Annotated in this window: 13 protein-coding genes; 4 read left to right on the top strand and 9 right to left on the bottom strand. The window is 70.1% G+C overall.

Going from position 1 to position 13,606, the window contains the following annotated elements; all coding sequences use genetic code 11:
- Positions 1-279: 279 nt before the first annotated feature.
- Positions 280-549 (top strand): metal-sensitive transcriptional regulator, encoded by a 270-nt coding sequence (locus A3CU_RS0115800; protein WP_211246431.1) that lies wholly within the window; start codon positions 280-282, stop codon positions 547-549.
- A 68-nt stretch (positions 550-617) separates the two neighbouring features.
- Here A3CU_RS0115800 and A3CU_RS0115795 read toward each other — a convergent pair whose 3' ends face one another.
- Positions 618-1,994, bottom strand: coding sequence for an MBL fold metallo-hydrolase (locus A3CU_RS0115795; protein WP_027943122.1), 1,377 nt, complete (start codon positions 1,992-1,994; stop codon positions 618-620).
- A 446-nt stretch (positions 1,995-2,440) separates the two neighbouring features.
- Positions 2,441-3,190, bottom strand: coding sequence for a nucleotidyltransferase domain-containing protein (locus A3CU_RS0115785; protein WP_043841220.1), 750 nt, complete (start codon positions 3,188-3,190; stop codon positions 2,441-2,443).
- 108 nt (positions 3,191-3,298) lie between these two features.
- Here A3CU_RS0115785 and A3CU_RS44980 point away from each other — a divergent pair, with 108 nt between their 5' ends.
- On the top strand, positions 3,299-4,177 hold the full coding sequence (locus A3CU_RS44980; protein WP_156960387.1) for a hypothetical protein: 879 nt from the start codon (positions 3,299-3,301) through the stop codon (positions 4,175-4,177).
- 53 nt (positions 4,178-4,230) lie between these two features.
- Here the strand turns inward: A3CU_RS44980 and A3CU_RS0115775 are convergent, their stop codons facing one another.
- A complete protein-coding gene (locus tag A3CU_RS0115775) occupies positions 4,231-5,163 on the bottom strand; it encodes a LysR family transcriptional regulator (protein WP_211246428.1) in 933 nt (310 codons plus the stop codon).
- 91 nt (positions 5,164-5,254) lie between these two features.
- Between A3CU_RS0115775 and A3CU_RS0115770 the strand changes: the two genes are divergently transcribed.
- The gene (locus A3CU_RS0115770) at positions 5,255-6,310 is read left to right on the top strand and encodes a zinc-binding dehydrogenase (protein WP_027943118.1); all 1,056 of its coding nucleotides are present in this window, start codon (positions 5,255-5,257) and stop codon (positions 6,308-6,310) included.
- A gap of 73 nt (positions 6,311-6,383) precedes the next feature.
- Here A3CU_RS0115770 and A3CU_RS0115765 read toward each other — a convergent pair whose 3' ends face one another.
- The 4 genes from A3CU_RS0115765 to A3CU_RS0115750 all read right to left on the bottom strand — a co-directional run bounded on the left by A3CU_RS0115765 (position 6,384) and on the right by A3CU_RS0115750 (position 9,724).
- Positions 6,384-7,544: a hypothetical protein gene (locus tag A3CU_RS0115765; protein ID WP_052371755.1), complete on the bottom strand. Its 1,161-nt coding sequence runs from the start codon at positions 7,542-7,544 to the stop codon at positions 6,384-6,386.
- A 402-nt stretch (positions 7,545-7,946) separates the two neighbouring features.
- Complete coding sequence (locus A3CU_RS0115760; RefSeq protein WP_027943116.1) at positions 7,947-8,345, bottom strand: hypothetical protein; 399 nt, start codon at positions 8,343-8,345, stop codon at positions 7,947-7,949.
- Positions 8,342-8,887: a SigE family RNA polymerase sigma factor gene (locus A3CU_RS0115755; protein ID WP_027943115.1), complete on the bottom strand. Its 546-nt coding sequence runs from the start codon at positions 8,885-8,887 to the stop codon at positions 8,342-8,344. Before A3CU_RS0115755 ends, A3CU_RS0115760 begins: the two co-directional genes overlap by 4 nt.
- A 216-nt stretch (positions 8,888-9,103) precedes the next feature.
- Positions 9,104-9,724 (bottom strand): transglycosylase SLT domain-containing protein, encoded by a 621-nt coding sequence (locus tag A3CU_RS0115750; RefSeq protein ID WP_084143293.1) that lies wholly within the window; start codon positions 9,722-9,724, stop codon positions 9,104-9,106.
- Between the two features lie 243 nt (positions 9,725-9,967).
- On the opposite strand from A3CU_RS0115750, the gene A3CU_RS0115745 reads away from it, so the two are divergent.
- Entirely contained in the window at positions 9,968-11,449 is a 1,482-nt protein-coding gene (locus tag A3CU_RS0115745) for a phytoene desaturase family protein (RefSeq protein ID WP_027943113.1), read from the top strand.
- Here the strand turns inward: A3CU_RS0115745 and A3CU_RS44975 are convergent.
- Complete coding sequence (locus A3CU_RS44975) at positions 11,391-12,887, bottom strand: PH domain-containing protein (protein ID WP_245617103.1); 1,497 nt, start codon at positions 12,885-12,887, stop codon at positions 11,391-11,393. The genes A3CU_RS0115745 and A3CU_RS44975 overlap by 59 nt on opposite strands.
- Positions 12,884-13,378 (bottom strand): PH domain-containing protein, encoded by a 495-nt coding sequence (locus tag A3CU_RS0115735; protein ID WP_043841216.1) that lies wholly within the window; start codon positions 13,376-13,378, stop codon positions 12,884-12,886. Before A3CU_RS0115735 ends, A3CU_RS44975 begins: the two co-directional genes overlap by 4 nt.
- Positions 13,379-13,606 lie beyond the last annotated feature (228 nt).

The following is a 13,606-nucleotide window of genomic DNA, read 5'->3' as shown; positions in this document are numbered from 1 at the left end:
CTCATGGTGCTCAAGCGTTTCTTTCCTTGGATCACTTGGTTCCCGAACGGCTGCCGGGAACGGGTATAGTATACCCGTAGGGGTATTGAAGGAGAGCGTTCAAAAGTCCGTGTTCGTGCTTTGGTGAGTGGAAGACGCGCCGCCGGAGGCTTCGCGAACGCGGCTGCGGGCCGCCGGACTGGTTTGGCCGAGTGTGTGTTGCCAGGTCACGGTCCGTAGACGCGTTCGTCGATCGCGCGTCTTGAATAACACAGAAGGGAGTGGGCCGTGGAGCTGTCGATGGCGGCCGAGGAACTGAAGACGGTGGTCAACCGGTTGCGCCGGGCGCAAGGGCAGATCGCTGGGGTGATCAAGATGATCGAGGAGGGCCGCGACTGCGAGGACGTGGTCACGCAGCTGGCCGCGGCCTCCCGGGCGTTGGACCGGGCGGGTTTCGCGATCATCGCGACCGGCCTGCAGCACTGCCTCACCGATGCGGATCTGGCCGCCGACGGGGACCGGGAACAGATGCGGGCTCGCCTGGAGAAGCTCTTCCTGTCCCTGGCCTGACCGCTTTCCCGGCCGAGGGGCGTCGCCGAGCATGAACTCGGCGACGCCCTGAGCCACGATCAACGTGCTCACGCCGTGCCGTCGGGCCGGATGAGGGGGAGCCCGGCATCCGCGGCGGCGGTGAAACCGTCGTCGATCGCGACGACCTTGCGACCGGACGCGTCCAGCAAGGAGGCGGCGATCGCCGCGCGCATCCCACCCGCGCAGTGCACCCACACCACTCCGGAAGGCACTTCACCGAGCCGGCGATGCAGTTGGTGGATCGGAATGTGCACCGAGCCGGCGACCGCGCCGTTCGCGCGTTCGGAATCCCGCCGCACGTCGAGGACGACGAAGTCCTCGCCACGTTCCCGCGCGGCGGCGAGATCGGCGAAGCGGGCACGCGGGAAGGAAGCCGGCTGCTCACCCTCGCGGACCCAGGATCGCGGGTCGCCGGTCGCCGCGGCCGCCGGGCGGTCGATGCCCACCCGGACCAGCTCCCGCTGGGCGTCGGCGAGCTGCTCGGGCGTCTCGGCGAGCAGCGTCACGGGCTTGCCCCACGGGATCAGCCACGCCAGGTAGGTCGCCAGCTGTCCCTCGACCTCGAAGTTGAGCGATCCGGCCACGTGTCCCTCGGCGAACGCGATCCGGTTGCGCAGGTCCACGACCCATTCCCCGGCCGCCAGGCGGGCGGCGATCTCCTCCGCGTCCGCCGGCTGCGGCGGGGTGAGATCCACCGGCGCCGGACCGGCGGCGTTGGCCGGCCCCATCTGCGCGTAGTACGCCGGAATGTCGTCCAGGCCGGCGAGCAGTTCGGCGACGAACGCGTCCATGTTCTTGGTCAGCGCCTCGTTGCTCTTGCGTTCGAGGCCGATCGTGGTCGTCTCACCTTGGGCCTGCGAGCTGGCGCAGAAGCTGCCGAAGCCGTGCGTGGGCAGCACTGCCACCTCGTCGTCCAGCTCGTCCGCCAGGCGATGCGCCGACTCGTACTGGGCGCGGGCCAGTTGCTCGGTCAGTCGCGGCTCGACCAGGTCCGGCCGGCCCACCGTGCCGATCAGCAGCGAGCCACCGGTGAACACCGCCACGCCCCGTCCGTCCTCTTCGAGGACATAGGAGGTGTGGTGCGGTGTGTGGCCGGGAGTGGCCACCGCCCGCAGCGCCAGGTGCTCGTCCACTTCGACGATGTCGCCGTCGGAGACCGGCACTCGGGCATACGACACCGACGCCCCGGCCGGGACCAGGTAGCGGGCACCGGTGAGGCGCGCCAGTTCCAGGCCGCCGGTGATGTAGTCGTTGTGCACGTGGGTTTCGGCGACGTAGGCGATGCGCACGCCCTTGCGCGCGGCCGCCGCGATGACCTGGTCGATGTCCCGCGGTGGGTCCACCACGACCGCGGCGTTGGGTCCGCCGGCCAGGTAGCTGCGGTTACCCAGGCCCTCCAGCCTCAAGGTTTCGACGAAGAACATGAACACGGCCTCCTTCCTGTACCCCAGGGGGTATATTTCTTACCGTAACAGACATACCCGGTGGGGTATTCCGGGGTTCCGAGGCGATACGTCTGGGTTCAGCGTGCCCCTGGTTTCGAGATCGGCGAAACACCTGCCGGCCGATGTCGTGCGCGGGAGCGGAGGTGACCAGGGTCCCTCGCGCGGTGACCGTCACTTACCGGATGCTGGACAGGGTGCTGCGAGCTGAAGTGCTCGTCGGTGCGGACGGCATTCGCGGCGCGGTTCGCCGCTCGGTGTGGCCCGGTGCTCCCGGTCCCGTGTTCGCGGGTGACCGAACCGGGCTCGGGGTGGCCGGACGGTCGGTTCCGGGGATTTCAGGTCTGGGTCCGCGGCGCAGTCAACACACGGAGTGACACGAAGGTGGTGGGTGGGGCGCAAAGTGCCACCCCACCCACCTCGTTCGATCAGGCCGTGGCCTGGAACAGCTCTTCCGCCTCGGCGATCGCCCGGCGGAGAGCCTCGGGCTCCGGCCTCAGCCCGGCCATGATCGCGTCGATGCCACGCAGATCCGCCCGCTGCAACAGCCGTTTCTCGTTGGTGACCCATTCACCGCGGGCCGCCAGCACCGCGTGTGCCGTCTGCATGGCGGCGGTGGCCAGCGCGCCCGCGACCTCGGTGGCCTGCCCGCGCGGGGCGTAGGCCCGCTGGGCGTAGTGCAGTGTCAGGGTTGCCCGGTCGCGCCACCACGGCGGAGCCGCTTCGCGCAGCGCATCCGGGTAGGCAGGGCGGGGCAGAGAGCCGTGCAGCTTCTCGTTGACGGCGAGTTCGGCGACCACGAGGTAGCTGGGGATGCCCGCGAGGTGGAACATCAATGGCTCCCAGTGGAAGCGGCCCCGCTGGGCCTCGGCGAATTCGTGTTCGACGACGTCGAGGTCGCGGTAGTGGACGTCCACCTGCCGGCCATCGATCGTGAGCCAGGCTCCGCCGTTGAAAACACCACCGCCCCAGCCGCCGATCTCGGAGACCTCGCCGTCCCAGCCGACGGCGCGCAGGTCCGCGGGGTCGAAGCCGCCCCGGTAGTAGATGGCGAAGTCCCAGTCGCTGTCCGGGGTGTGGGTGCCCTGAGCGCGCGATCCGCCGAGGGTGACGGCGTGCACGGCCGGCAGGGCGGCCAACCGGTCAGTGACGTGAGCGAGGAACATCTCGTCGGTCATAGATATCCGTTCAGGTGAAGTGGATGGTGAGAACACCACATGGACGCCGGAGCAGGAGCTCGGACAGCGTCATGTGGATCAGTGTGCTCAAGGTCGTGCCGTCACTTCATGGCGGAGGACCTTACCCTCATCGTGGTCTCGACCGCATCCCTAATTCCTCGACGGCGTCTGGGCCGTGCTTACGCGGCCCACATCCCATCCGTCTCGCCGGCGTCCTGCACGATCTGCACTGTGATCGCGCATGCCTGGCTCAGCAGCAGCGACCAGCTCAGCCCTGGCACTGAGCTCTACAGCTCTGACCGAACATTCCGGTGGTACGACTACACCCCCAGCCACAGCCAGCTCCTGCTGCGCAGCGACGGCAGCGCCGACCGGACCCGCGTCGACGTGCTGTTCAAGCCGGTCGACGTCATGAAGGTCCGCAGCCACTACCGAGGGCTGCGGATCCGCTGCGCCACCCCGGCCGAGCAGGTCCGGGTCCAGGCTGAAACCCCCGAAGCCGGCTCCCACGACCCTGCGGGCGACAAGTTCGACCAGGGATACCGTTACTTCGTCCTGGAGACGGCCGAGGGCGGGTTCGACTACATCGTCGCCCGAGCCGTCGGTTGGCATGAGGACCACGACCTCGGCGAGCCCAGCTACTTCGCCGATCCCTCAGGCGGCAGCGCCTCTTGGTCGCCTCCGCCCAAGCCTCGGTGGGCGCAGACCCCGCTCGACGGCGTGACTGGCGGGCTCGGCACCCCCATGGCCACCGTCGACGAACTCGTCGACGCCATCCGCACCACCGGCAACCTCCCCGCCGAGGACCGCTTCCGCTACCGCTACATCCACGTCCTCACCGCCCGGCACAACCAGCAGCGCGCTGGAGACACCTATGCCATTGGCGCGTTCCTCACCCGCGACGAGGCTGAGCGGCAACAACAGGAGATGACCGATCGGTACCCCGACTTCACCTACACCATCAACGCGGTCCCCATCGGAATCTGACCTCCCGCCGACGATCCCCATTTAGTGCGAAGAACTTTGAGGGACAGAGCGGATTAGGTTGCGGACACCGGCGAGGAGGTCTCGACGACTGCGGAGCGGAGTGCCTCGGCAAGCCGCATTGCCGATTCCGTGGGCTGATGTGGCATCCGCGCCAGCATGATCCGCCGCTTCTCCTGCGGCCCACCGCGGACGGGCAGAATGCGGACCCCCGCGGGCGCGGCACCGGCCAGGGACACCGGCACGGTCGTCACCCCGCACCCCGCGGCGACCAGGTTCAGCTTCGCCAGCCAGTCGCGGGCCACGTGCACGATTTCGGGGCGGCCGGCCAGGCCCGGCCACACGCCCATCGACCGGTCGTCGCCCGCGGGCCGGCTACCGATCCACCGCTGTCCGGACAGATCGGCGAATTCGATGAAATCGCGGCCGGCCAGCGGGTGGGTTGCCGGTACCGCGACGCACAGGCTCCGCTCGGCCAGGATTTCCAGGTGCAGCGGCGGTGTCTCGGTGTCCGGCGGCCGGAACGGCGGCTCGGCGGCCAGCAGCGCCAGATCCAGGTTGCCGGCGCGTAGCGCCCGGACGAGCACCGGAGTGCCCGCTTCCCGGGTGGTGACCTTGATGCCGGGGTGCGTCCGGCGAAATGCCGCGAGCACGCGGGGCACCAGGACCGCGCCCGCGCTGGCGTACGCACCCAGGCGCACGGCTCCCGTTTCGGCCGGCAGGCCGGTCAGTTCTCGCGCGGTCGCGTCGACCTCGGCGGTGATCGTGACCGCCCGCCGGAGCACGATCCGGCCCGCGGAGGTCAGGCGCACTCCGTCGCGGCGCCGTTCCAGCAGCGGGGTCCGGGCCGACCGCTCCAGCGCGGCGATCTGTCTCGACACGGCCGACTGCGTGTAGCCGAGCGCGGCGGCCGCGGCGGTCAGTGTGCCGCGTTCGGCGACCTCCCGGAAGACCCGGAGCCCGACCAGCGACACGTCCTGGAAGTCCATGACATTAATGCATACCACCTCTGCGTGTTTCTCGTTTGTCGCATGGCCGATGCGCTCCTAGCGTGGGGGTCGGAGCAAACAGGAGGAACGAATGAAGGCATGGCGACTCGACGGGCCCGGTGCCCTGCACCTCGACGAGGTGGGCGACCCGGAGGTCCGGCCCGGGGCGGTGAGGGTTCGGATGGAGGCCAGTTCGCTGCTGAGCTACCTCGGCGCCTACGTGTCGGGAGAACTGGGCTACCTCATGCCGCCCAAGCCGTTCACCCCCGGCGGAAACGGCGTGGGGGTGGTCGAGGCCGTCGGACCGGACGTGTGGACGCTGCGGCCGGGGCAGCGGGTGGTGATCTCCCCGCACGTGGTCGCGGCGGAGAACAGCCCGGAGCCGCCGCAGATCCTGCAGGGACTGACCGCGGCGCCGGAGGCTGCGGAGATGCTGGCGGCCTGGCCGGACGGGACGCTCGCCGAGAAGCAGCTGGTGCCGGCCTCGGCGTTGACCGTCATCCCAGCTGATCTGGACCACATGTCGGCAGAGGAGATCGCGCCGGTTTCCCGGGCAGTCGTGCCCTACGGCGGCCTGCTGCGCGCCCGGCTCGCTCCCGGCGAGACCGTGGTCATCCACGGCGCGACGGGTGCGTTCGGCTCGGCGGCCGTGCTGGTCGCGACCGCGATGGGTGCCCGGGTGGTGGCCGCCGGCCGCAACCCCGGCAAGCTGGCCGAACTCGGCTCGTGGCCGCGGGTCACCGCGGTGCCGATGACCGGTTCGATCGAGCGGGACACGGCGGCGCTGCGGGCCGCGGCCGGTGGCGGGGCGCACTGTGCCCTCGACATGGTCGGCCGCGCCGGAGACGCCAACGGCACGCTCGCCACGCTGGGCAGCCTGCGGCGGGGCGGACGGCTAGTGCTGATGGGCAGCATGCGCGTGCCGCTGCCCATCGACTACAACGAGCTGATGCTGTCCGGGCACGAGATCATCGGTAACTACATGTACCCGCCGAAGGCGGTGTCCGAGGTGCTCGATCTCGCCGCGGCCGGGCTGCTCGACTTCGGCCGCATCCGCCGCACCACCTTCGCACTCGACGAGCTGCCGGCGGCCATCGAGGCCGCGGGGGCCCCGAACGCGCCACTGGTCGTGATGACCGTTCGCTGACCAGTCAGCTTTGCTCGTCCATGATCAACCGGGCATTCCCACCGGGCCACGAGGTCGAAGATCAAGTCCTTGTTCAGATCGCGTACTGCCAGCCGGTGAGGGCGTATGCGCCGAACCAGGTGCCGACCGCCACCAGCGCGGCCGCGGTGGTGAGCGCGGTGGCGCGGCGCCGGTGGGCAAGGCCGAACGCCACGGGCAGCAGCAACGGGAATCCCGGCACCAGGAACCGGGCCTTGGTGAACGGGATCCCGGCCGTGCCGACGGCCAGCACGACCATCCCGATGCCGAACAGCGCGATGGGCCACCACACCGGGCGGGCCTTCAGCCACCGCGCCAGCAGCACGGCCGAGGCCATGGCGAGCAGCACGATGAAGACGTTCAGCGTTTCCATCACCGAACTGCCCGAAGTCAGTTGCTCCCAGACGAATCTGGCGGTCTCCGCGCCCCCGTCGAACCGGGTGTGCCAGCCCGCGCGTTCGAGGTCGAACCAGCCGGTCACCGAGCCCGTCCGGTCGGCGACCCAGACCCAGTAACCCACCAGCCCCACCGGTGCGAGCAGGGCGCACGCGGCGGGACCCCGGCCCGGCGACCGCCCGAACGCGACCAGCGCGGCGATGACGACCACGGTGACCAGGACGACCGCGGTCGGACGGGTCAGCCCGGCTCCCACACAGCACAACGCGGTGAGCAGCCATCGTCGCTCCATCACCCCGGCCAGCGCCCACGCCGCGAAGGCCGTGAACAAGGCTTCCGTGTAGACCATGGACAGGGTGATGGCCATCGGCCCGCCCGCCCAGAGTGCGACGAGCAAAAGCCCGATGCGCTCGTCGCCACCGGCGAGGCGGGCGCAGCGAAACACGCCGCAGGCCGCCACGACCCCGGCTACGACACTGATCAGCAGCCCGGTGAAGGCGGAGCCGAATCCGGCGACGGTGGCCAGCGCGTGCAGCAGGACTGGATACGCGGGGAAGAACGCGCGCGGGGTGCTCGGGGCGAAATTGCCGTCCGCGTCGAGGAGTCCACCAGTGATACCGGTGTAGCCGTGGTCGGCGATCGCGAGGTACCACTGCCCGTCCCACGCGGTGAGGCGATCGAGCAGCGGCTGACCGTTCCGGGCGGCGAATACGGCGAGCACGAGGACGCCGAACACACGGACGCCGAGGTAGATCCCGGCCGCCCACAGGTACGGCCGGGAGGCACGCCGGCGGGTTTCGCGCACGCTGAGCGCGGTCATGCTCTTTCCTTTGCGAGCTTGCGCGCGACTGTGTCTTGTGGTGGCTTCGCCCCCAGACGCTCTGCCTTGTGGGGACTCCGCCCCCACACCCCGGTCTGGGGGCAAGCCCCCAGACCGCTCTGTCTTGTGGTGGCTCCGCCCCCACGTCCCCGACTGGGGGCAAGCCCCCAGACCCCCTTGACCGTGTCGACGGGGCGCTCCATGAGGGATCAAGTCACGTCCTCAACGACGGCGCGCCGCCGCCCCGATCGCGGGGTTTGGCGGTGGCGCGCGCGGTGGTCACCGTGATTGCCGCGAGTCGACACAAGCGGTGGCATGCCTTTCCTCCAATGGTTTCCGGGCAGGGTCGATCGCCGCGGCGGCCAAGGCCCCGCGGTGTCGGGTGAGGTGACTGGGGAGCGGTTAGGGAGTCGTTGTGTCCGTGAACGGTGTGGTGGTGCTCGACGTCGTGGCCTGCGTGGTCGACATCGAGGTCTGCGTGGTCGACGTCGTGATCTGCGTGGTCGACGTCATGGTCTCCGTGGTCGGCGGCGGGACCTGCTCGGTCGGCGGCGGGGAGACGACGGATGCGGGCGGTGGCGGGGCGGCAGGTTCCACCGTGTCGGTGCCGCGGAGGCCGGTCAGCGCGACCGTGAAGACGACACAGAGTGTCGCGAGCGCGCTGCCACCCACGACCGTGATGGTCTGTATCTTTCGGCTCCGGCGTCCCCGCGCGATGATCGCGTCGAGGTCGGGCTCGTGCCCGGTCGGGCCGGTGGGCCCGGCCAGTGCCAGCAGTTCCCGCGCGTTTCGCACGTTCATGCCGTGGACCCTCCTTGCCCGCAGGCATGCAACTCCGGAGACAGCGACTGCCGCAGCGTGGCCAGCCCACGCGCGGCCTGGCTTTTCACCGTGCCCGGCGAACAGCCCAGCGCGGCGGCGGTCTCGGCGACGCTCAGGTCGTTCCAGTACCGAAGTACGAGCACGGCGCGCTGTTTCGGCGGCACGTCCGCGAGAGCGGTACGCACCGCCAGTCGCTGCGAGTGGTCGGAATCCCACGTCGCCACGGTGTCGGGCAGCTCGGCGAACGACTGTTCCCGGCCGCGCCACTTCCGCCGGTTTTCCTTGAGGAAGGCCCGCACGAGCATCTTGCGGACGTAGCCGTCGAGTTCGCCGTGGCGTACCAGGCGCGGCCACACCAGGTACAGCTTGAGCAGCGCTGTCTGGAGAAGATCTTCGGCCCGGTGCCAGTCACCGCAGAGCACGTACGCCGTGCCACGCAGCGAAGCCGTCCGCGACCGCACGAACTCGGCGTAGTCGCCTTCCCACGGCGCTCCGCCTCGAGCAGTTCGATCTTTCCCCACACCACAGACAGCCCCGGAACCCACGCGGGGGTTGCATCACAGAAAAGTGACGAGCGCCACTGTGTTGTCTGGGGGGTGCGACCCCCAGACCCCGTCTGGGGGCAAGCCCCCCAGACCTCCTTTGATCCACTTACGTCCGTACCTCGGCCCGGTTGCGCATCGAACACGTCCTGGAGGAGCGGCCCTCGATACAAGATCTATTCCGCCACCCCGAGCTCAGGAGTGCTGAAGCGCCTGCGCGGCCTTGCCCCAGTTGCTGTGGAGGCTGTCCAGGTACGACTGGGCGGCCGACCCCGGCTTGGTGCCCTTCGCGAATGCCCGCATGTTGCCTGGCCCGGTGTTGTACCCGAGCGCGAGCAGCTCGTCAGTGGTGAAGCCGGCGTGCGCGGCCGGAAGGCTGGTCTTCAGGTCGTGGAGGTACCAGGCCGCTGCCTCGATGGCCAGGCCCGGGTCGTCGGGCAGTTCGTCCCAGGCACGGCCGGCGAACGGGCGACTCCGCTTGGTCTCGTCGAACGTGGCCTTGTGCATGTTCGCGACGCCGAACGCGGCGTCCGGCTTGATCTTCTGCCAGGCGCGCTCGGCGGCCGGGTCGTGCGGCTTGTAGTTCTCGTTGTAGAGAATCGCCATGAGCAGCTGCGCGTTGATGCCCGCTTCCCGTGCGTAGTTGACCACCTGCGAGGCGTAGCGCGACGGGTCCGGGTTGGCCAGCGGGTCGCCCGACGCGGAGGTGCTCGGAGCGGACGCCGAACTCGACGGCGCGGGCGGGTCGCCCGGTGCCACGGCGCAGGCGCCGGCGACGAGCACGATCCCAAGGATTCCCCAAGCGCCGAACTTCATCCGTCCAGTCTGGCATCCTCTCGTAGCGCCGCGCCGTCGCAAGCCGTTCTCGGGCCGGCGCTCGTATGGTTTAAGTGTGATACCCCGTCGACACGATCAAGGGGGTCTGGGGGCTTGCCCCCAGTTGGGGGTGTGGGGGCGGAGCCCCCGCAAGGCAGAGCGTCTGGGGGCTTGCCCCCAGACGGGGTGTGGGGGCCGAGCCCCCGCAGGACACTTTCGCGCGCAAACCCGCGGAGGGGAAACGTGACGTCTTCGGATGTGGTCGTGGTCGGGTCCGGGCCGAATGGTCTGGCGGCCGGAGTCATCCTGGCGCGCGCCGGCCTGCGGGTCGAGATCCGCGAGGGCGCGCCGGAGTTGGGCGGCGGCCTGCGTTCGAAGGCGCTGTTCGACTCTGGAGTGGTCCACGACGTCTGCTCGGCGGTACATCCGATGGCCGCCGCCGCGCGGTTCTTCCGCGAGTTCGACCTGCCCGGCCGCGGGGTCGAGCTGTGCCGGCCGGAGATCGCCTACGGGCACCCGCTCGACGGCGGGCGGGCCGGGCTGGCCTACCGGAGCCTGACGCAGACCTGCGAGCAACTCGGGGTGGACGGCGCCCGGTACCGCTGGCTGATGGCCCCGCTGGTCGAGCACAGTCAGAGCCTGGTGGACGCGTTCCTCTCCGACCTGCGTCGACTGCCACCCGACCCGCTTGCCCTGCTCCAGTTGCCGGCGCGTGTGCTCGCGCAGGGCACGTCGCTGGTGCGGCGCCAGTTCAGGGGCGCGGCGGCGCCCGCGATGCTCGCCGGGATCGCCGGGCACGCGATCGGCAAGCTGCCCAGCCTCACGGCGGGCGGGATCGTGCTGCTGCTGGGCCATCTCGCCCACGTCAACGGCTGGCCGGTGCCGCGCGGCGGTAGCCGGCGCATCACCAACGCCATGGCCGACGACATCCTTGCCCACAACGGGATCCTGCACACCGGTACCCCGGTCACCGACCTGAAGGAACTGGCGAAGTTCCGGGCGGTGCTGCTCGACGTCGGTCCGCGTGGCCTGGTCGACCTCGCCGGGCCGCTGCTCCCCGCCTCCTACCGGCGCCGGCTGGAGGCATACCGGTACGGGCCGGCCGTCGCCAAGGTGGATTTCCTGGTGTCCGAGCCGATCCCGTGGGCCAACCCCGAACTGCGCAAGGCCGGGACCGTGCACGTGTGCGGGGACCAGGCGGAGGTCTTCGCCAGCGAGAACGCGGCGGTGCGGGGACGGCTGCCGGACCGCCCCTACGTCCTGCTGTCGGAGCCCATGGTCGCCGATCCGTCCCGCGGGTTGCCCGGCAAGCGGCCGGTGTGGGCCTACTGCCATGTGCCGAACGGCGACCCGGTCGACCCGGCGGAGAAGATCCGCCGCCAGATCGAGCGGTTCGCGCCCGGCTTTTCCGACACCATCCTGGCCTCGCAGAGCACGACCGCGCCGCAGATCGCCGCGTACAACGCCAATTACGTGGGCGGTGACATCGCGACCGGCGCGGTGAACCTGAGGCAGTTTCTGGCCCGGCCGGTGCCCCGGTGGAATCCCTACCGCACCCCGATAGAGGGCGTTTACCTGTGCTCGGCGGCGACCCCGCCGGGACCGGGCGTGCACGGCATGTGCGGGTACTTCGCGGCGAAATCGGTATTGCGCAACGAATTCGGCATCACCGAGCTTCCGTCGCTCGCGCCGCTGAGCCTGGTCGGGAACGGAGGAACGGCGTGAGCACGCCGGGCGTGGCGGCCTCCGCGAGCGTGATCGCTTCCGTGGCCGGAATGTCCATTGTGGAGTAATGCTGCCGTCCGGCCGCGGTCGTCGCGGTCAGCGTGACCAAGCCGGCACGTCGCTGGAAGAACGAGCGGCGCACGGTCCAGCCGATCACGCCTTCGCTGGCCAGGATGTGCCTTCGCCGCAGCACGCTGCCGGACCGGAACACCAGCCGTCCGCCGATGAACGCGTGCCCGAGGTTGCGGTAGCGGTCCTCCGCCAGCAGCGCGCCGATCGGGAACAGCGCCAGCGCGACCTGCCATTGCCACGCGGACCAGCCGGCCAGCCACCACAGGAGAAGCAGGACCCCGGTGACGACCGTGGCGAAGGCGAAAGCCCGGACATGACGGCGAAGGCGCGCTCGTCGCCCGTGCCGCGCGAGAGGAGCCGTCGTCGGGTCGTGGTCGCCGATCACCTCTCCCGCCACCCGGCGGGCCTCGACCAGCGGCGCGGGCGGCAGCAGCACGGACCCGCCGTGCTCGGCGCCCCGGCCGACGCGCAGGCCGGTGGTGATCGCCAGGCACCGCGCGCCGCCGGCCGCGCGCAGCAGCAGCGGCTCGCTGATCTCCGTGCCGCGCAGCCGTCGCAACTCGATGGTCGTGGAGCGGGTGGTGAGCAGCCCGCGGGTCACGCGCAGGGTGCCGTCCCCGCGGGTGAGCCGGAAGTTCCAGAACGCCAGCACATAGGCGATCGCGGACAACACGGCCACCACGATCACGGCGATCACCGCGAGCACGGCCACCGCCGTGGCCACTCCCATCGCATCCAGCCAGCCGATCACCGACCGCAGCAGGCCGAACTGGTCCGGTTCGAGATGGCTTTCGTTGACGAGGTTCGCCAGCGAGCCGACCACGACGCCGATGGTCGCGAACCCGGACAACGTGAAGGGTCCGAAGCGGATCCACGCCGGGGACAGTGTCGCGATGGCGGCACCGGTGCGTGCCGTTCCGGCCTCCACGGTGTCCACAGTGGAGCGTTTCAGTAACTCTTCGCGCAGGCGGGCCGCATCCAGCCGGTCCAGTGCGTCCAGCGTGAGGCCTTCGTTGGTGCGGTCCGACCGGCCGGTGCCGATCACCACGCGGCTCAACCCGAGTAGCCGCTGCATCGGATGCGCGGTGAGATCGACTGAGCGGACCCGATCCCGCGGCACGGACATTTCCTGCCGCCGCAGCAGCCCGCGCCGTAGGAGCACGTGGGTCGGCGTGATCCGGTAGGTCGTGGTGAACCAGCGCAGCAGCCCGGCGGCGATCGCCAGGCCGAGGCCGGCCAGGCTCCAGATGTGCCCCTGGCCCTTGCTGCCGATGAACAGCACCCCGACGAGCACGGGCAGGAACCGGACCGCCTCCTGCACCGGGTGCACCGCGAGCATCTTCGGGCTGAGCCGGTGCCAGGTCACGTCGCGTCTCCCACGCTCGCCTGGGTGCGCGCGGCCAGTTCGGCCGCGATCCGTTGCGCGGTGGTGAAGTCGAGAGCGTGGATGCGCACCGGGCCCCGTGCCGAGGCGGTGGTGACGGTCAGGTTCGCCAGCCCGAAGATCCGCTCGATCGGCCCGCGCTCGGTGTCGACGGTCTGGATCCGCGACACCGGGGCGATCCGCCGCTCCTGGTTGAACCAACCCGATTGGGTGTACACCACGTCCGGCGTGGTCTCCCAGCGGTGCACCCGGTACCGCCATTCCGGCATCACGATCACGTGCGCGAGCGCCAGCACCGCGGTCGCGATCAGCAGGATGGTGACCGGCAAGCCGACGTCGCCGAAGCGCTGCCAGAGCACCTCCGCGGCCAGCGGCACCAGCCAGCCGAGCGCGGCACGGGCCGCCCAGTACAGCACCGCCCGGCTGCTCACCAGATTCTCTGGCGGGCGCAGGTCGAGCACGGGTTGCGTCATACCGTCACTCTGCCAGCGAACGCCTCGCGTGCGCACCGTCCAGCAGGCCCACGGCACCGTGTTGTGAGGCATCGCAAACTCTTCCGTACTCAGCACCCCGGCTATAAGGGAACAAGATCCTTTCAAAACCGCACTGTGGCCTGCTCTCGGTAAACAGAAAGCGCCCAATGCAAACCCAAGATCGTTCTTGCCGCGTTCGTTTGCTCCATGCCGCCCCCAGGCGCATTC

This window comes from Amycolatopsis taiwanensis DSM 45107, from assembly GCF_000519205.1.
In the GTDB taxonomy this organism is placed as follows: Bacteria; Actinomycetota; Actinomycetes; order Mycobacteriales; family Pseudonocardiaceae; genus Amycolatopsis_E; species Amycolatopsis_E taiwanensis.
This window is presented reverse-complemented; position numbering and strand designations above follow the sequence as displayed.

Bases quoted from the DNA above. Each gene is read 5' to 3' on its own strand.
- A3CU_RS0115750 (WP_084143293.1), bottom strand. From the start codon at position 9,724: ATGAAGTTCGGCGCTTGGGGAATCCTTGGGATCGTGCTCGTCGCCGGC.
- A3CU_RS44980 (WP_156960387.1), top strand. From the start codon at position 3,299: ATGGCGGAGGACCTTACCCTCATCGTGGTCTCGACCGCATCCCTAATT.
- A3CU_RS0115765 (WP_052371755.1), bottom strand. From the start codon at position 7,544: ATGACCGCGCTCAGCGTGCGCGAAACCCGCCGGCGTGCCTCCCGGCCG.
- A3CU_RS0115775 (WP_211246428.1), bottom strand. From the start codon at position 5,163: ATGGACTTCCAGGACGTGTCGCTGGTCGGGCTCCGGGTCTTCCGGGAG.
- A3CU_RS0115795 (WP_027943122.1), bottom strand. From the start codon at position 1,994: ATGTTCTTCGTCGAAACCTTGAGGCTGGAGGGCCTGGGTAACCGCAGC.
- A3CU_RS0115785 (WP_043841220.1), bottom strand. From the start codon at position 3,190: ATGACCGACGAGATGTTCCTCGCTCACGTCACTGACCGGTTGGCCGCC.
- A3CU_RS0115735 (WP_043841216.1), bottom strand. From the start codon at position 13,378: ATGACGCAACCCGTGCTCGACCTGCGCCCGCCAGAGAATCTGGTGAGC.
- A3CU_RS0115760 (WP_027943116.1), bottom strand. From the start codon at position 8,345: ATGAACGTGCGAAACGCGCGGGAACTGCTGGCACTGGCCGGGCCCACC.
- A3CU_RS0115800 (WP_211246431.1), top strand. From the start codon at position 280: ATGGCGGCCGAGGAACTGAAGACGGTGGTCAACCGGTTGCGCCGGGCG.
- A3CU_RS0115770 (WP_027943118.1), top strand. From the start codon at position 5,255: ATGAAGGCATGGCGACTCGACGGGCCCGGTGCCCTGCACCTCGACGAG.